Source organism: Sphaerisporangium sp. NPDC004334, assembly GCF_053602655.1.
On sequence record NZ_JBSGDZ010000019.1, the window covers coordinates 33796 to 50986 of the forward strand.

Below are 17191 nucleotides of genomic sequence, written 5' to 3' on the forward strand. Positions count from 1 at the left end.
CGGGGATGCCGCACCCCGTGGCCGCGTGAACCTTTCAGCGACCGCCCGCTCCCGCGTGGCCGGTGCCCGTCGCTCAGGCCTTGCCCTCGTCGGGCAGCAGGTACCGCCAGGAGAGCACGAACAGGGACCCCGAGCCGGTCTTGTAGAGCGGCCGGCCATGCCCCTGACCGGCGGGAACCGCCTTGGCGACCGCGCTCGCCGCCGTGCCCTCGAGGTCGGTCCGCCAGACCGGGTCCACCGCGCCCGAAGGCTCCGGCACCCCCGCGGGCCACGGCGACGGCCTGCCCTCCGCCGACGCCGCGCCTTCGGCGACCACCCGGACGCGGGTCGCGACATAGTCGGTGCCCTCGGCCCCGGCGGCACGCGTCCCCAGGCCTTCCATCAGCTTCTTGGCCTCCGAGAGCTCCTTGGGGTAGAAGGCCGCGACCTGGTCCAGAGCCTCTGCCCGCACCTGCGACATCTTCCCGTCCTTCCCCCGCACGGCGAGGACGGTGGTCGGCACGTCCGTGACCATCGGCGCGCCCGGCCTGGGCTGCGCGGTGGGCGGCTGCGCGCGCAGGTACTTCTCCATCGAGGCGACCGTCGCGGCCGTCTCGGCGTCGCTGAGCCGCACCTGCCTGGTCGCCTCCGCGATCACCAGGCCGTCGCTGTACAGCACCACCCTCGGAGGACGCAGCACGTTGGTGGTGGCGGTGACGTACCCGCCTTCGGCGCCCCACAGGGCAACCGGCTCGGGCGGCCCGTCGTCGGCCGTGGCCGCCGACATATCGGATTCCGCCCGTCCACAGGCCGCCGTCAGCGACAGCACCGCCACGAGCAGGGTCATTCGTAGTCTCACGATGGGACAACGTAAGCCCTGGTCATGTGGTTCATCCGGCGGCGTCCGGGTGTGCGTGGCCCGTCCGGCGAGCGCGAGCGCCGCCGCAGGTTGCCATCGCCGGCGCCGGACCCGGGGGCCGGGCGCGGTCAGGTCGTCGTCAGCGCGGTTCCGCGGCGGTTCGGCGCGGGCGCGTGGCCGCACTCGCCGGTGACAGACCGGTGTACTCGCCGGCGAAGGCCAGGATGTCCGCGGTCAGGGCGCGCTCTTTGCTCGCCGGAGAGGCGGCGTGGGCGGTGTCGGGCTCCCGGCGCATGAGAACCGGCCGGTCACCGTCACCGGCGTGCTGGAGGGCCGCGCACATCTTGGTGACGTGGGCCTCCCCGGTCTGCAGATCGGTCACGGCGCCGGTGAGCAGGAACGCGGGGTAGGAGGTCCCTGGGGTGATGTTGTGATACGGCGAGTATCCCAGCAGCCATCGGAGTTGTTCGGGCTCGGCGGCCGTGCCGAATTCGTCGACCCACGTGCACCCCAGGCCGAATCTCTCATAGCGCACCATGTCGCACAGGGGGCCTTCCGCGATGACCGCGGCGTACAGGTCGGGACGCCGCATGGCGGCGGCGGTGACCAGCAGGCCGCCGGCGGACTGGCCGTGGACGGCCAGTTGGCCGGGGGTGGTCCGGCCGGTGTCGATGAGCCAGGCGGCGGCGTCGTTGAAGTCGCTGATCGCCCGGTGCTTGTGCGGTCCGCGGCCGGCGTCGTGCCAGTGCCGTCCCTCTTCGCCGCCGCCGCGCACACAGGCCATCGCGTAGACGCCGCCCGCGCTCACCCATGCGGCCGCCATCGGCAGGAACCACGGGCGCATCGGCATGCCGAAGCTGCCGTAGCCGTAGAGCAGGGTGGGCCGGGGGTCGTGACGGTCCTCGGCCGGGGTGTACAGGAACATCGGGATCTCGGTGCCGTCCCCGGCCCGATAGCGGATGCTGTGGCTGCGGATCGGCGGCGGGTGGCCGGCCGTCGTGGCGCCGGTCTCCCGTTCGGTCGTCCCGCTCATCGCGTCGTAGCGGTAGATCGTGGGAGGTGTGGTCGCGTCGCAGTAGGCGAACCACGCGTGCCGTGCGTCGGGCACGCCGGTGCGCAGAAATGACACGACGCCGGCGCCGGGAAGGGGCAGCTCCGCGAGCGGCCGGCCGTCGGCCAGGTCGTGCAGGGTGAGCATCGAGGTGCCGTGACGGGCGCGCGCCACCAGAAGCAGGCCGCGCGCGAGCGCCGGGTCCTCCAGCACCGCGCACTCGTCCACGGGCGCCTCGGGATCTTCGGCCACCAGCTCCCGCCATCGGTCCGGGTCGGTCTCGTACCGAGGTGCACGGCAGACGCGGCCGTACGGTGCGCGGTGGTCGGTGACCAGCAGGAGATCGCCGTCCGCGAGGAAGCGCGGGAGAACGCGGGCGCCGGTGGTCGCTCCGTCGACGATCTTGGTGAGCCGCGGGGTCGCCGGATCGCCGGGCTCCGCGAGCTCCGCGAGCTCGGCCACGTACACGTCGTTGTGCGAGGCGGGCCCGGCCGTCGCCGTGATCGCCAGGAAGCGGCCGTCGGCGCTCACGGTGAGCCCGTAGTAGTGGTCGGGGGCATGCTCGCCGCCGAACACCACGGTGTCCGCCTGCCAGGGCGAACCGATCCGATGCAACCTCACCCGCCGCTGCAGACGCGGGTCGCCGGGGGCAAGCTCCTCATCGGGAACCCGGCTGACGTAGTAGAACGCCTCCCCTCCCGGCAGCCAGGCGAGCGAGGTGTTCCTGGCGCGCGGCAACGGCCCGTCCACCCTCTCCCCGGTACGCACGTCCAGCACCAGGACGTCGCTGCCGGGCTGCTCGGCGACCTCCAGTTGGACGGCGACCCGCTCGCCCTCGCGCGACGGCCACCAGGCGTACAACCCGGTATGGCCGGACGGGTCGACCTCGACGGGATCGACCAGCACCCGCCTGTTCCCCTCGGCGTCGACGACGAGCAGGCGCCGTTGCTCATCCCCATGGAGCTGCTCGGCGAGGAACATCACCGAGCCACGCGCCATCGGCGGCTCCACCACGCCGAAGGACGACACCTGGTCGAGCAGGGAGGCCCACGACGGCGTGTCGCGCCATCCGGCGCGATACGCGCGGAAGAGGCGATCTTGGGCGGCGGCCCAGTCGCGCACGCGCGGGTCGTCGCCGTCCTCCAGCCACCGGTAAGGATCGCGGACCAGGATTCCGAACAGATTTTCGACCGCATCGTCGCTACGCGGAGCGGCAGGGTAGAACAATCGCGCCACAAACGCCCCCCGGTGTGTCGTCGCGCCGGTGACAAGTCGAGGCACTGCGGCATGAACGCACCGCAGCACCTCGCCTCACTCAGTTATGACTGACCGCGAAGAATGTCGGCCTGCCAGCCGCGCACGCCGCCGACACGGGCAGCCGGACCGGTCTCGCGATAGGGTAGATATCCGGTCATTTCAACCTCCGGATGTGGACGTTTCGCCCCATTTGGGCGATTTCCACAACGACCATCCCCTTGCCTCACGGCCGATAAACACCCAGGTCACCGCGCCCCGACGAGCGCCGGTCCCCCGAAATGCCCGGCACCCAAGGACACGCGAGCCGGCATCGCCATACCGCCCATTGTTCTGCATAATCTCCTTCAACGGCGGCGGGCGCCACGGAATGCCAGGGGAAGACCGACCCCATACAGCAGCAAATCCGCGGCCGTTCAGAAACGAATGTCGTGACTTCCGTCAGGCGACGCTCACACCGGCATGGCGCTCCGCGCCGTCCACGGCGCTGCCCGTTTGGTCCGCGCCGTCCTCGTGGTCCACGCTGCGGGCGTGGTCCGCACCGTGCGTGTGGTCCGCGCTGCCGGTGTGGTCCACGCCGTCCTTGTGATCAGCGCCGCCGGGGTGGTCAGCGCTGTCCTTGTGATCAGTGCTGTCAACGTGGTCGGCGCTGCCGGCGTGGTCGCCGCCGGCGTGGTGGTCGCCGCCGGTGTGGTCCGGGCCGTCGGCTCGGGCCGGGAGGAGGATGGCGGTGACGATCACGACGATGGACAGCACGGCGCCGATGATGAAAGCCAGCCGCATGCCGCCGAGAGTCGCGACCACCTCCGTGGCCCCCGCGGATCTCAGGGCATCGGCTCGCGCGCTCATCACGGTGATCACCAGCGCGGTGCCGATGGCCGCGGCGACCTGCTGCAGCGTGCTCAGGATCGAGCTGCCGTGGGAGTAGAGCGACGGCGGCACGGCTCCGAGCCCGAGGGTGAACACCGGGGTGAAGGTCGCGGCCAGACCCACCATCAGCAGCGCGTGCAGGCCGAGGAGCTGCCAGAACGGCATGGTCATCGTGACCTGGGTGAAGCCGGCGAGGGCGAGCGTGATCGCGACCGCGCCGGGGATGACCAGGACCCGGCCGCCGAACCGGTCGAACAGGCGGCCGACGGTCGGGCCGAGCAGCCCCATCGCCAGCCCGCCCGGCATCACCAGCAGCCCGGTCTGCAGGGCGCTGAGCTGACGGACGTTCTGCAGGTACAGCGGCAGCAGGATCATCGAGCCGAGCATCGCCATGAACGACACCGCCATCAGGATCAGCGCGATCGTGTAGGTGCGGTGGCGCAGAGTGCGCAGATCCATCAGCGGCACGCCGCGCTTCTGCAGCGACAGCTGGCGCAGGACGAAGACGGCGATGGCGGCCAGGCCGGCCGCCACGATCGCGGAGGCGACCCCGGCGTCACCGCCCTCGAACCGGCTGAGCCCGTACACCAGGCCGCCGAACCCGGCGGCGGCGGTCACCACGCTCAGCCAGTCGATGGTGCCGGCCTGCGTCTCGCCGACGTTCTTGAGCTGCTTCAGCCCGAACCAGGTGATCACGCCGGCGATGGGGAGCACCACGGCGAACAGCAGCCGCCAGGACCCGAACTGCAGGATCACCCCAGAGACCGTGGGGCCCATGGCCGGCGCCACCGAGATGGCCAGGCTGACGTTGCCCATGACCCGGCCGCGGTCGGACTCGGGCACCACCTGCATCAACGTGGTCATCAGCAGCGGCATCATCACCGCCGTGCCGGACGCCTGGATGATGCGGGCGCCCAGCAGCACCTCGAAGGTCGGCGCGACGGCGGCGAGCGCCGTGCCGAGCAGGAACAGGCCCATCGCGGTGGTGTAGGCACCGCGGGTGGACACCCGCTGCAGGAACCAGCCGGTGATCGGGATGACGGCGGCCATGGTGAGCATGAAGGCGGTCGAGAGCCACTGTGCGGTCTGCTCGGTGATGTGCAACGCGCCCATCAGCCGCGGGATCGCGTTGATCATGATCGTTTCATTAAGAATGACCACGAACGTGGCGAGCACCAGCAGCCGGACCACGGCCGGGGTGCGGCCCGCGGCGGCGGCCTGGGATTTGGCGGGCGAGTCGAGCTGTCGAACGGACACGGCTCCTCAATCGGGTCGTCGGATATGACGTCGTCACGGCTGGCTGCCCAGCCTTTAGGTCTCACAAGAAGTTGCGGTCATTGCTCAGCCTGACCGACACCACCGACAAAACTGATCGGCCCAGCCCAGCATTCCGGCAAGTGATGCGAGATGTCACCCGGTTTTCGCCGGGCACCGAAGCTTCATCTCCACTCCGACCTGCGGCAATACGAATTTTCCGCTGAGGAGGGACGTCCGCGCCTGCCTCCGCCTTCGCGGTGCGGCCATCTCGGGCCCGCACTCGAGGAGCGGCCGACCCCCGCAGCGCGGGCGCCGCTCCGGCAACCGGTGAAACCCGGCCGAGGGCGCCGTGAAACCGTCGCCGCCGAGAGTGGGGCCATGAGCATCACAGAACTCGGACCCACGCGGAGCGGCCCGGCCCCCGGCGGGGGCGGCGAACCGGCCGTTCGCGCGGCGGGGCTGGTGAAGACCTTCGGCGGGCATCGCGCCGTCGACGGGATCGACCTGGAGGTCCGCCCCGGTGAGATCTTCGGCGTCCTCGGCCCGAACGGCGCCGGCAAGACCACCACGCTACGGATGCTGGCCACCCTGTTGAAGATCGACGCGGGCCGCGCCGAGATCTTCGGGGTCGACGTGGCCGGCAACCCGCACGTGATCCGCCAACTGGTCGGCGTCACCGGACAGTACGCGTCGGTCGACGAGAACCTGACCGCCCGCGAGAACCTCTACCTCTTCAGCCGCCTGCAGGGCATCGGCGCGCCGCGCGCCCGGCGCATCGCCGCCGAGCTCCTGGCCCAGTTCGGCCTGGAGGACGCCGCCGGCAGACCGATCTCCCAGTTCTCCGGCGGCATGCGCCGGCGGCTCGACCTGGCGGCCAGCCTGATCACCAGGCCACCGCTGATCTTCCTGGACGAGCCGACCACCGGTCTCGACCCGCGCACGCGGGGCCAGATGTGGGACACCATCCGCGGTCTGGTCGCCGGCGGCTGCACGGTGCTGCTGACCACCCAGTATCTGGACGAGGCCGACCAGCTCGCCGATCGCGTCGCCGTCATCGACCACGGCCGCAAGGTCGCCGAGGGAACTCCCGACGAGCTGAAGACCGCGGTCGGCAACTCCGCCCTCCAGCTGGTGCTCGCCGAGCCGGGCGAGGTGCCCGCCGCCGTGGAGGTCGTGCGGCGCGTCCTCGGCACCGACCCGATCACCAGCCCGGAGCAGGGCCGCCTCAACGTCGCCCTCGACCAGGCCGACCTGGCCGCGGACGTACTGATCGCGCTGCGCACCGCCGGAGTGTCGATCTCCTCGGTGAGCGTGGCCAAGCCCAGCCTTGACGAGGTGTTCCTCGCCCTCACCGGCCACGAGACCGACGCCGACCGCGGGACCGGCACGCAGGAGGACCGATGAGCACCATGACCGCACCCGCCCCCGAGGCGGTCAGGGCCGCCGACCGCGTGGCGGCCGCCCGGCGGCGCGTCTCCATGCGGGAGACGCTCGGCCAGACCATGATGATGGCGTGGCGGGCGCTGAAGAAGATGCGCCGCAACCCGGAGCAGTTCTTCGACGTGGCGCTGCAGCCCATCTTGTTCACCGCGATGTTCGCCTTCATCTTCGGCGGCGCCATCGCCGGCGACGTGCAGAGCTACCTCCCCCTGATGATCCCCGGCATCCTCGCCCAGACGGTGCTGACGACGTGCATGGCCACCGGGACGCAGCTCCGCGAGGACATGGAGAAGGGCGTCTTCGACCGGTTCAAGTCGTTGCCGATCGCCCGCATCGCGCCGCTGGCCGGCCCGATGGTGGCCGACCTGCTGCGCTACACGATCGCGGCCACCCTGACCTTCGGCATGGGCCTGGTGATGGGCTACCGTCCGGGCGGCGGCGCGGGCGGCCTGCTCGCCGCGATCCTGCTGGCGATCTTCACGGGCTGGTCGCTGGCGTGGGTCTTCACCTTCGTCGGCACGATCGCCCGCAGCGCCCAGGCCGTGCAGGGCATCTCCATGATGATCCTGTTCCCGCTGACGTTCCTGTCGAACGCGTTCGTCCCCGTCGAGACCCTGCCCGGCTGGCTGGCCGCGTTCGTCCGGATCAACCCGGTCTCACACCTGGTCACGGCCGCCCGCGACCTCGCCAACGACGCCCTGGTCAGCGGAGAGGTGGCCTGGACGCTCCTGGCGTGCGTGATCGTCATCGCGATCTTCGCGCCGCTGTCGGTGCGCAGCTACAAACGGCACATGTGACCCTCGCCGGTCCCGGCCGGAGACCCGATCGAGGAGGCGCCGCGCCTCGTCGAGCAGGTCGGAGCCGCGCCGATCGCCGTACTCGGCCCGTACGGCGGCGATCATCCCCGGCGCGGCCCGCTCGGCGTGCGGCTCGATGCGCTCGTAGGTCAGGCTGGGCATGCTGCTGATGTACGCGAACCGCTCGGCCAGCACCAGGAGCCTGATCGCGTCGTCGGGGGCCAGGGCGTTCCGCAGCACCCCCCAGGTGCCGAGCGCGAACAGCATCAGGCCGCACATCGGATAGTCAAGGACGGGGCTCTGCTCGGCCAGCACGTCGTGATCCCGGAGGGCGGAGAACAACTCCTCGCCGTACCCGGCCTCCTCCGGCGGGGCGTGGTAGGCGTACGCCGTCAGGGCGACCGCCACCGCGACGGTCGTCCACGGCGTCAACTCCGCGGGCGGCAACCCGGGCAGCCGCATGTCGCGTGCCCGCCGGACGGCCAGGCGGTACTCCGCGAGCGCGGCGGCCGTCTCGCCACGGGCGAGGGCGAGCTCGGCCGCGTACAGCGAGACGATGGCCTTCCCGCCGAGCACCGCCTCGCCGTCGTTGATCCCGACGATCTCGGCGAGCTCGGCCTGCGCGGCGCCGAGGTCGCCGTCGGCGAGCGCGGAGACCAGCAACACGGCGCGTAGCTGTATCTCGTCGTCGGTGGCGCCGAGCCGGCTCAGCACCGGGATGGCGGTGCGCGCGTGGGCGACCGCGCGCCGGCGGTCGCCGCGCTGCATGACCAGATGGGCCAGCTCGCCGTGCATGATCGCGCTGAACCACGGCCCGTCCCTCTCGGAGAGCATCGCCAGGGTCCGCTCCGCGGCCTCGATCGCCCCGGTCACCTCTCCCGCGTTCTCCAGCACGTGGACGCTCATGTGCGTCGCCGCCAGGACGAGGTCGGGGTCGGTGCTCCGGCACAGCTCCGCCAGCCGGCGGCGCACCTCGGCACCGTCGGCCGCGTCGCACGCGAGCAGCACCGTGGCCATCGCCGCCACCCGGCGATCGCTCACGTCACTGGTGGGCAGCCTGCGCAGCAGAGCGCGCAACGGATCGCCCCGGCGGTCGCCCATGATGACGACGTTCATGAGCGTGACCAGCATGGCGGCCCTGGTCACCTCGGTGAGATGCGGCGGCACCGCCCAGCCGTCGACCACCTCGGTGATCGCTCCCCAATGGACGAGCAGCCGAAAGTGTTCGCCACGGATCGACCAGAGCGCGCCGACACTGGCCAGCAACTGGACCGTCGTGACCGGATCGCACTCGCCGAGAGCCTGCCGGAGCGTGTCGGCGAGGTTGGTCTCTTCGGCGCGCAACGCGTCGACCGCCGCGAACTGCGCCGGGCCGAACAGCTCGAAGGCGTGGTCGAGGGCGTACGCCGTCGCCCAGGCCCGCTGTGCCGCCCGGGCGGACGCCTCCTCGCCGGCCTCCCCCAGCCGCAACCGCCCGAACTCCCTGACGGTCTCCAGCATCCGGTAGCGCAGGCCGTACGCCGTCTCGCGGACGCTCAGCATCGACTGTTCGGTCAGCGCGTCCACGGCGCGCAGGGCGTCCGGGCCGAGGATGTGCTCGGCCGCGGAGAGCGTGAAACCGTCGCCGAACAGCGACAGCCACCGCAACGCCCGCCGTTCGGGCTCCTCCAGCAGGTTCCACGACCAGTCGATGACGGCCAGCAGCGTCTGGTGCCGGTCGGGGGCCGTACGGTTGCCGCCGCGCAGCAGGGCGAACCGGTCCGCCAGGCGCCGGGCGATCTCCTCCACCGACATCACCCGCACCTTGGCCGCGGCCAGCTCGATGGCGAGCGGCAGGCCGTCGAGGCGGGCGACGACCTGCTCGACCATTCCCTCGTCGATCCGCACCCCGGGGCGGGCGGCCGTGGCGCGCTGGCGGAACAGCTCCACCGCGTCACCCGTGGGCAGCTCGCCGAGCAGGTAGACGCGTTCGGCCGGGATCGACAGGGGGGCGCGGGAGGTGACCAGCACCCGCAGGTCGCGGGTCGTCACGGTCAGGAACGCCACCAGGTCGGCGACGGCCTCGATCACGTGCTCGCAGTTGTCCAGGATGAGCAGCGCCGGAGCCTGGTCGAGGTGCTGGGCGATCCGGGCGCGGACATCGGAGCGCTGCCTGGCGGTCAGGGCATGGCGCCCGCTGACCGAGTCGCGGACCCCGAGCGCCGACCCCACCTCGCCCACCACGCCCTCCGGCGAGGAGACGCCGACCAGCTCGACGAAGTGGGCGACGGGCTGGGCGGCGTTCCTGCCGACGACATGGGCCAGCCGCGTCTTCCCCAGCCCGCCGGGACCGACGATGGAGACCACCCGAGTGGAGGCCAGCAGGGCGTGCAGCGCGCGGATGTCGGCCTCGCGGCCGAGCAGTGAGGAACCGTCGAACAGGATGCCCTCGCGCACCGGCCGATCGGCGAGGAGGAGTCCGGCGTACACGCGGGCGAGCTCGGGCCCTGGTTCGGTGCCGAGCCGCGCGGCCAGACCCGCTCGATAGCGCTCATAACGCTCCAAGGCGGCGGCGACCCCTCGGACGGCGGCCTCGCTGCGCAGCAGGCAGGCGAGCACCTGCTCATCGTGCGGCCGTTCGGCCGCGGCCTCCTCCAGCAGCGGCAGCGCGGTCTCGTGGGCGCCGCCGCGGCCCCAGGCGATCGCCGCGACCCGTCGCGCCTCGGCCACCCACCCCGCGGCCATGCCCCTCAGCTCGTCGAGCGCACCCGTACCGCCGTCGGGGCCGCCCACGGCACCGGTCGATCCGCCGCCCAAGACACCGGTCAAGCCACCGCCCAAGCCGCCGGTCAGGCCGCCGCCCAAGCCGCCGCCTGAGACACCGGCCGGCCCGCCGGCCGATTCGGGGACCGGGCCGCGGGCCGGGCCGCCGTCCGATCCGCGCGCCGCGCCGCCGGTCACCAGGTCCCCGCCGGTCACCAGGTCCATGGCCTCTTCGGCGCGGCGCCGCGCGAGCGCCACGTCGTCTTCGCCCAGCGCGGCCCGTGCCTGCTCCACCAGCGCGCCGAGCAGCAGCGCGTCCACCTGATCGGCGGGCAGCCCGAGCCGGTAACCACGCGGCATCCGCACCACGACGTCGGCGCGGGTCGCCGCCCTGGTGCGCGAGACGACCACCTGAAGCGCCTTGGTGGGGTTGGCCGGGGCCTCGTCGGGCCACAGCTCCTCGACCAGGCGCTCGTCGGCGACCCCCGCACGCCCGTGCATGGCGAGCACGGCCAGCAGGGTCCGCGCGCGATCGCCGACCACGCGGGCACCCTGCCAGCGGACGCCGTCGAGCAGGACCAGTACGGGGGACACACCCCCAGCTTACGGACGAGTCCCACCCCGGGGGCGTGTCCGCGCGCACCCCCGCGAGCGGATCCGGACGAGTCCCACCCGGAACGTGCCCGCGCGTACCCCTGCGAGCGGATCCGGACGAGTCCCACCCCCGGAGCGTGTCCGCGCGCACCCCCGCGAGCGGATCCGGACGAGTCTCACCGCGGAAGCGTGCCCGCGCATACCCCTGCGAGGGGATCGGGACCCACCCGCCGGAACGCGATGGATCGACGCGCGGTCCGAACGGCAGGCGGGCTGATCCGGGCGGGGCCCTTCACAGAATCCGCCCTACCGAACTACTCCAGCCACCGCAGGGCCGCCTCCAGGCAGTCCTCGGGAGTGCTGTTGAAGGCGATGGCCGCGTCGGGCGCGTGCCGCCGGACCAGGTTCACCACCTTCTCGAAGAGGCCGAGCATCGACTCGTCCTTGCGGATGCCACCCCCGATCACCACGCAGGCGTAGGCTCCACGGATCAGCGCCTCCTCGATCGCTCCTTCGGGGTTCTCGTCGGGTGCCACCAGGCACCAGTCGGCCTCGATGCCGTGATCGACGAAGCGGGCCCGGCCGCGTGCGATCCCCGTCTGGATGGGCTCGGGGTCCCAGCCCTGGAGCTTCGCGGGGTCCAGACCGATCACCAGCACTCGCGCGTCCGCCACGCGTCCTCCTCATCGCAGAACCGGCACACCGGCACACCGGTCGATCGCAGAACCGGCACACCAGCGGCCCCCGCCCGCTTCACCTTCCGCGCCGTCCGAAATCCTCACGGCCACGGGATCCCCACCCTCGCGATAGTTGCCCGCCGATGTCCACTCCGTATCGTCCCCCTCAGTGACCCCGGGCGCGCGAAAGGACGGGCATGACGGAGGAAGTGGTGCGACACGTGTTCGAGCGGGTCGATTCATTCGACCCTGAGAGGTTCACCCAACTCCTGGCCGAGGATGCCACGCTGGTGTTCGGCAACGCCGAGCCGCTGGCGGGACGCGAGGCCATCCTCGCCGGGCTGCGGGCCTTCTTCTCCACGATCGACGGCCTGCGGCACCGGATCGTCAGGAACTGGCAGGTGAGCGCCGACATCATCGCCGAGACCGAGGTGACCTACCGCCGGCTCGACGGCAAGGACGTCAGCGTCGTGGCCGTGTCGATCTGGCGCACCGGCGACGATGGCCTGATCTCGGACTACCGCATATTCGTCGACCTCGCCCCCGTGTACGCGGCCTAGGGACCGAACCGGTCCACCTTGCCCCCGCGAGCCCCACGCGAGCCCCCGCGGAGCGCACGTCACCCCACGTCTCGTGAGCGTGGCCGACCTCAGCATCGAAGATTTCGACGCTGAGGGTCACAAGCATTCACGAGTCTTGGGATTCTCCCCTCCCGTCGCCACCATATGCACAACCACTGCGCGAACTGGGAGTTTGCATGACAAAGCGCCTTTACGGGGTCGCCGCAGCCGTGCTCGTCGTCACGGCGCTCGCGGGCGGGTGCGGCCGCTCCTCTTCGGGGACGAGCACGGCCCAGGGCGCCGCGACGGCCAAGGGCACGACCGCCAAGGACCTCGTGCCGGCCGACCTGCGCGAGCGGGGCGTGCTCCGGCTGGCGACCGCCGAGGGCTACCCGCCGATGGAGATGTACAAGAAGGGCACCCAGCAGCTCACCGGCGTGGATCCCGACCTCGGCGCGGCCATCGCCGAGAAGCTCGGGCTGAAGTGGACCATCACCAACGCGGCCTTCGACGGGCTCATCCCCGGTCTCCAGAGCGACCGGTGGGACCTCGTGCTCTCCTCGATGAGCGACACCGAGGAACGCCGGGCCGCCGTCGACTTCGTCGACTACTTCAACGCGGGCGGGGCCGTCATGGTGAAGAAGGGCAACCCGGAGGGCGTCAAGGACCTCGCCGACCTGTGCGGCCGTACCGTCGTGCTCGCCAAGGGCAGCTCCAACCTGGCCATCGGCGAGAAGCAGAACGAGAAGTGCGGCAAGAAGATGACGATCATGCAGAGCGAGGACGCCCCCACCGGCCTGCTCAGCATCGACTCCGGCCGCGCGGTCGCCACCATCGTCGACTCCCCGGTGGCCGCCATGTACGCCGGCGAGACCGGCAAGTACGAGGTGCTGCCCGGCCAGTACGACGCCGGGCCCTGGGGCATCGCCGTCGACCGGCGCGACACCGGCCTGCGTGACGCGGTGGCCGGGGCCATGCGGGAGCTGATCGCCGACGGCGGCTACAAGAAGGTTTTGGACACCTACGGCGTGGCCGCCAACGCCGTGCCCGAGGCGATGGTGAACACCAAGCCGTGGAAGTGACCGAGCTGCCCGTGGACGCGGTACGGCCACCGCGCCCGGGACGCTGGCTGGCCGCGGCGGCGGCCGGGCTGTTCCTGGTCTGGCTCGCCTACACGATCATCGTCAACCCGAACCTGCACTGGGACGTGATCGTCGCCTTCCTCGGCGACGGCAGGATCCTCGGCGGGCTGTGGGTCACCATCCAGCTCACCGTGCTGTCGATGGTGATCGGACTGGCCCTCGGCGTGCTCACGGCGGTGACGCAGCAGTCGGGCAACCCGGTGCTGCGCGGGTCCGCCGCGCTGTACACGTGGTTCTTCCGCGGCACGCCGCTGCTGGTCCAGCTGATCTTCTGGTTCAACATCGGCCTGGTCTTCCCCACCATCGCGATCGGAGTGCCGTTCGGCGGCCCGAAACTGGTCGAGTGGCAGGCGAACGAGCTGGTCACGCCGTTCACCGCGGCGCTGCTCGGGCTCGCGATCAACGAGGGCGCCTACATGGCGGAGATCGTCAGGGCGGGCATCCGCTCGGTCGACGCGGGCCAGCGGGAAGCGGCCGAGGCTCTCGGCATGTCGCACGGCCAGGTACTGCGCAGGGTGGTGCTGCCCCAGGCGATGCGGGTGATCGTGCCACCGACCGGCAACCAGTTCATCTCCATGTTGAAGACGACGTCGATGGTGTCGGTCATCGCGGGAGCCGAACTGCTGACCGTCGCGCAGCGGATCTACCTGGGCAACTTCGAGGTCATCGCGCTGCTGGTGGTCGCGTCCATCTGGTACGTGGTGCTCACCACGATCGCCAGCGTCGGGCAGCACTTCATCGAGCGGCGGTTCGAGCGCGGCCACGACACGCTGCCCGCCAGGATGCGCCGCAACCTGCGGCCGTTCGCCGGAGGTGGGGTCTAGTGGGCCGTCCCATGGTGGAGATCCGCTCGGTGCGCAAGCGCTTCGGCGCGCTGGAGGTGCTGAGGGGCGTGAGCCTCGACGTGCCCGAGGGCGGCGTGGTCTGCGTGGTCGGGCCGTCGGGGTCGGGCAAGTCCACCCTGCTGCGCTGTGTCAACCGGCTGGAGACGATCGACGCCGGCCGGATCCGCGTGGACGGCGAACTGATCGGGTTCGAGGAGCGCGACGACAGGCTGCGCCACCTTCCCCCGGCGCGGCTGAACCGGCAGCGCCAGGACATCGGCATGGTCTTCCAGCGCTTCCACCTCTTCCCGCACCGCACGGCGCTGGAGAACGTCATGGAGGGGCCGCTGGTCGTCGGCCGGGTCCCCCGGCGGGAAGCCCGGCGGCAGGCCGAGGAGCTCCTCGACCGGGTGGGCATGACCGATCGGGCCGGCCACTACCCGGCGCAGCTCTCCGGCGGCCAGCAGCAGCGGGTGGCGATCGCCCGCAGCCTGGCCATGCACCCCAAGGTGATGCTGTTCGACGAGCCGACCAGCGCGCTCGACCCCGAGCTGGTGCAGGAGGTGCTGGCGGTGATGCGCGATCTGGCGGCCAGCGGGATGACCATGATGGTGGTGACGCACGAGATGGGCTTCGCCCGCGAGGTGGGCGACCACCTGGTCTTCATGGACGACGGCGTGATCGTCGAGCGGGGCGACCCGCGTGAGGTGCTCGCGCAGCCCCGCAACGAGCGCTTCCGCGCGTTCCTCGGACGGGTGCTGTGAAGCTCGACCTGCTGGTCCGCGGCGGGTTGCTGGTCGACGGCACCGGCGCCCCGCCGCGGCCCGCCGACGTGGGCGTGGCCGGGGGGCGGCTGGCGGTGCTGCCCGCCGGGTCGGGCGTGGACGCCGGCCAGACCCTGGACGCGGCCGGGCTGGCCGTCGCCCCCGGGTTCATCGACGTGCACACCCACTCCGACGGCATCGCGCTGCTCGGCGGCGACCGGGAGCTGGTCCGGGCCCCGGTGCTGGCCGGGGTGACGGCCGAGATCTGCGGCAACTGCGGCTCCGGGCTGTTCCCGGCGCTGCCCGGACGGCTGCCGGAGCTGCGGGCCGAGGCGTCCGTCGGGTTCGGCGGCGACGTCGGCTTCTGGGAGGACTTCGCCGGGTTCGCCGCGGCGCACGCCGCCGTGCCGCGCGCCAACCACATCGCCTCCCTGGTGGGCCACGGCACTCTGCGCGCCGGGGTGCTGGGGCCCGTGGACCGTCCCGCGACCCCGGGCGAGCTGGCGGCGATGTGCTCGCTGCTCGACCGGTCGCTCGCTCAGGGGGCCGCGGGCCTGTCCACCGGGCTGATCTACACGCCCGGCACCTACGCCGACACCGGCGAGGTGGTCGCGCTGGCCGCCGTCGCGGCCCGGCACGGCAAGCCGTACGTCACCCACCTGCGCGACGAGATGTCGCGGGTGGAGGAGGCCCTGGAGGAGGCCGTGGAGATCGCCTGCCGGAGCGGCGCGGCGCTGCACGTCTCGCACCACAAGACCGCCGGCAAGTACGCCTGGGGCCGCACCGAGCGAACCCTGCCCAGGCTGGCCGGCTTGCGCGCCGAGGGCCTCGACGTGACGTGCGACGTCTACCCCTACACGGCGGCCAGCACCCATCTGTCGGCGATGCTGCCGCCCTGGGCGTCCGACGGCGGCACCACCGCGCTGACCGCGCGGCTGGCCGCCCCCGGGCAGCGCGACCGGATGCGGGCCGCGATCGCCGAGGGCGTGCCGGGCTGGGAGAACACCGTGGGCAACGGCGGCTGGGACCGCGTCGCCATCGCCCGCGCCCCCCGGCATCCGCACACCGAGGGCCGCACGGTCGCCGAGCTGGCCGCCGCGCACGGCCGCGACCCCTTCGACGTGGCCGCCGACCTGCTGCTGGCCGAGCGAGGCGAGGTCATGATCATCAGTCACTCGATGGTGGAGGACGACGTGCGCCGGGTACTGGCCGCGCCGTACGCGATGATCGGCTCGGACGGCGTGCCGAAGCCGGGCGGGCGCCCCCATCCCCGCTGGGCGGGCACCTTCCCCCGCGTCCTCGGCCGTTACACCAGGGAGCTCGGGCTGCTCGACCTGGCGACGGCGGTGCGGAAGATGACGGGCATGGCGGCGAAGCGGTTCGGGCTGGCCGGACGCGGGGTGATCGCGGACGGGGCGCACGCCGATCTGGTGGTGTTCGACCCGGCCACGGTGGGCGACGGCGCGACCTTCGCCGAGCCGCTGCTGCCGCCGGAGGGCGTGCACACCGTGGTGGTGGCGGGGCACATCGTCGTGCGCGAGGGCGAGGAGACGGCCGCGCGGCCGGGAGCGGTGCTGACGCCATGATGATCGCGATCGCGGTGCCCGGTGAGATCGCGGTCGGCGAGGACGCCGAACTGCCGCTCGCCAGCGTCGGCAAGCTGCCCCTGCTGGCGACGGTGGCACGAGCCATCTGCGCGGGCACGCTGGACCCCGCCGAGCCGGTCGAGCTGCGCGAGGAGGACCGCGTGGGCGGGTCGGGACTGCTGCGAGCCCTGTCGGGACGCCGGTGGCCGGTCGCCGACCTGGCCCTGCTGACCGCCGCGGTGAGCGACAACATCGCCACCAACGCGCTGCTGCGCCGCGTCGGCCTCGACCGGGTCGCCGAGGAGTCGCGGGCGCTGGGCCTGCGGCGTACCCGCGTCCTGGACCGCATCCGCGAGCCGCGCCTGCCCACGGACCCGCCCGCCTTCGCCGTCGGCACGGCCGGTGAACTGGCCCGGTTCGCCGCCTCGCTCGACGGGCGGGAGGAGTGGACCCGGCTGATGCTCGGCTGGCTGGCGCACAACACCGACCGCTCCCTGGTGCCCGCCCTCCTGCCGCACGATTCCGAGGACCGCCGGCCGGCGACGACGGCGCCGCCCGGCACCGTGTGGGTGGCCAACAAGACCGGCACCGACGACGGCGTGCGCGCCGACGTCGGCGTGATGGTCGGCGACCGGCGCATCGGCTACGCCGTCCTCGCGTCCGGGCCGCCGGGAAGCGACCACGAGCTGGTCACCCGCGTCCGCGCGGCCGGCATCGGCATCGGCCGCCTCGTCGGAGCCGCCCCGGCCGCAACGCCCGGGCCTGTTCCCGGCGGGTAGCGGACTCCCCGGCGGC

12 protein-coding genes and 1 pseudogene are annotated in these 17191 nt (G+C 72.3%); 8 read left to right on the plus strand and 5 right to left on the minus strand.

Annotated features, from left to right (window positions below; translation table 11 throughout):
* Positions 1–73: 73 nt before the first annotated feature.
* From ACWEN6_RS24750 to ACWEN6_RS24760, 3 genes are all read right to left on the minus strand, one after another.
* Positions 74–838, minus strand: coding sequence for a hypothetical protein (locus ACWEN6_RS24750; protein ID WP_452573173.1), 765 nt, complete (start codon positions 836–838; stop codon positions 74–76).
* Positions 839–977: 139 nt separating this feature from the next.
* A complete protein-coding gene (locus ACWEN6_RS24755; RefSeq protein WP_452573175.1) occupies positions 978–3125 on the minus strand; it encodes a prolyl oligopeptidase family serine peptidase in 2148 nt (715 codons plus the stop codon).
* A gap of 459 nt (positions 3126–3584) precedes the next feature.
* On the minus strand, positions 3585–5270 hold the full coding sequence (locus ACWEN6_RS24760) for an MDR family MFS transporter (RefSeq protein WP_452573177.1): 1686 nt from the start codon (positions 5268–5270) through the stop codon (positions 3585–3587).
* Between the two features lie 378 nt (positions 5271–5648).
* On the opposite strand from ACWEN6_RS24760, the gene ACWEN6_RS24765 reads away from it, so the two are divergent.
* Positions 5649–6674 (plus strand): ATP-binding cassette domain-containing protein, encoded by a 1026-nt coding sequence (locus tag ACWEN6_RS24765; protein WP_452573179.1) that lies wholly within the window; start codon positions 5649–5651, stop codon positions 6672–6674.
* Positions 6671–7507 carry an ABC transporter permease gene (locus ACWEN6_RS24770; protein ID WP_354924748.1) on the plus strand — a complete coding sequence of 279 codons (837 nt, stop codon included), beginning with the start codon at positions 6671–6673 and terminating at the stop codon, positions 7505–7507. Before ACWEN6_RS24765 ends, ACWEN6_RS24770 begins: the two co-directional genes overlap by 4 nt.
* Positions 7508–9196: 1689 nt before the next feature.
* On the opposite strand, the pseudogene ACWEN6_RS24775 reads toward ACWEN6_RS24770, so the two are convergent.
* Both ACWEN6_RS24775 and ACWEN6_RS24780 read right to left on the minus strand, forming a co-directional pair.
* Positions 9197–10750 (minus strand): annotated as a pseudogene (locus tag ACWEN6_RS24775) (AfsR/SARP family transcriptional regulator); the annotation flags it as partial.
* Positions 10751–11157: 407 nt separating this feature from the next.
* The gene (locus tag ACWEN6_RS24780; protein ID WP_452573181.1) at positions 11158–11517 is read right to left on the minus strand and encodes a hypothetical protein; all 360 of its coding nucleotides are present in this window, start codon (positions 11515–11517) and stop codon (positions 11158–11160) included.
* 200 nt (positions 11518–11717) lie between these two features.
* Here ACWEN6_RS24780 and ACWEN6_RS24785 point away from each other — a divergent pair, with 200 nt between their 5' ends.
* The 6 genes from ACWEN6_RS24785 to ACWEN6_RS24810 all read left to right on the plus strand — a co-directional run bounded on the left by ACWEN6_RS24785 (position 11718) and on the right by ACWEN6_RS24810 (position 17175).
* A complete protein-coding gene (locus ACWEN6_RS24785) occupies positions 11718–12080 on the plus strand; it encodes a nuclear transport factor 2 family protein (protein WP_452573183.1) in 363 nt (120 codons plus the stop codon).
* 197 nt (positions 12081–12277) lie between these two features.
* Complete coding sequence (locus tag ACWEN6_RS24790) at positions 12278–13162, plus strand: ABC transporter substrate-binding protein (protein ID WP_452573185.1); 885 nt, start codon at positions 12278–12280, stop codon at positions 13160–13162.
* A complete protein-coding gene (locus ACWEN6_RS24795) occupies positions 13153–14046 on the plus strand; it encodes an amino acid ABC transporter permease (RefSeq protein WP_354844204.1) in 894 nt (297 codons plus the stop codon). Before ACWEN6_RS24790 ends, ACWEN6_RS24795 begins: the two co-directional genes overlap by 10 nt.
* Positions 14047–14057: 11 nt before the next feature.
* Complete coding sequence (locus tag ACWEN6_RS24800) at positions 14058–14810, plus strand: amino acid ABC transporter ATP-binding protein (protein ID WP_452573490.1); 753 nt, start codon at positions 14058–14060, stop codon at positions 14808–14810.
* A complete protein-coding gene (locus ACWEN6_RS24805; protein WP_452573187.1) occupies positions 14807–16396 on the plus strand; it encodes an N-acyl-D-amino-acid deacylase family protein in 1590 nt (529 codons plus the stop codon). The genes ACWEN6_RS24800 and ACWEN6_RS24805 overlap by 4 nt, the downstream gene beginning before the upstream one ends.
* Positions 16393–17175 carry a serine hydrolase gene (locus ACWEN6_RS24810; RefSeq protein ID WP_452573189.1) on the plus strand — a complete coding sequence of 261 codons (783 nt, stop codon included), beginning with the start codon at positions 16393–16395 and terminating at the stop codon, positions 17173–17175. Before ACWEN6_RS24805 ends, ACWEN6_RS24810 begins: the two co-directional genes overlap by 4 nt.
* Positions 17176–17191 lie beyond the last annotated feature (16 nt).

Coding starts and splice junctions, on each gene's coding strand:
- ACWEN6_RS24765 (WP_452573179.1), top strand. CDS start 5,649: ATGAGCATCACAGAACTCGGACCCACGCGGAGCGGCCCGGCCCCCGGC.
- ACWEN6_RS24770 (WP_354924748.1), top strand. CDS start 6,671: ATGAGCACCATGACCGCACCCGCCCCCGAGGCGGTCAGGGCCGCCGAC.
- ACWEN6_RS24785 (WP_452573183.1), top strand. CDS start 11,718: ATGACGGAGGAAGTGGTGCGACACGTGTTCGAGCGGGTCGATTCATTC.
- ACWEN6_RS24790 (WP_452573185.1), top strand. CDS start 12,278: ATGACAAAGCGCCTTTACGGGGTCGCCGCAGCCGTGCTCGTCGTCACG.
- ACWEN6_RS24800 (WP_452573490.1), top strand. CDS start 14,058: ATGGTGGAGATCCGCTCGGTGCGCAAGCGCTTCGGCGCGCTGGAGGTG.
- ACWEN6_RS24810 (WP_452573189.1), top strand. CDS start 16,393: ATGATGATCGCGATCGCGGTGCCCGGTGAGATCGCGGTCGGCGAGGAC.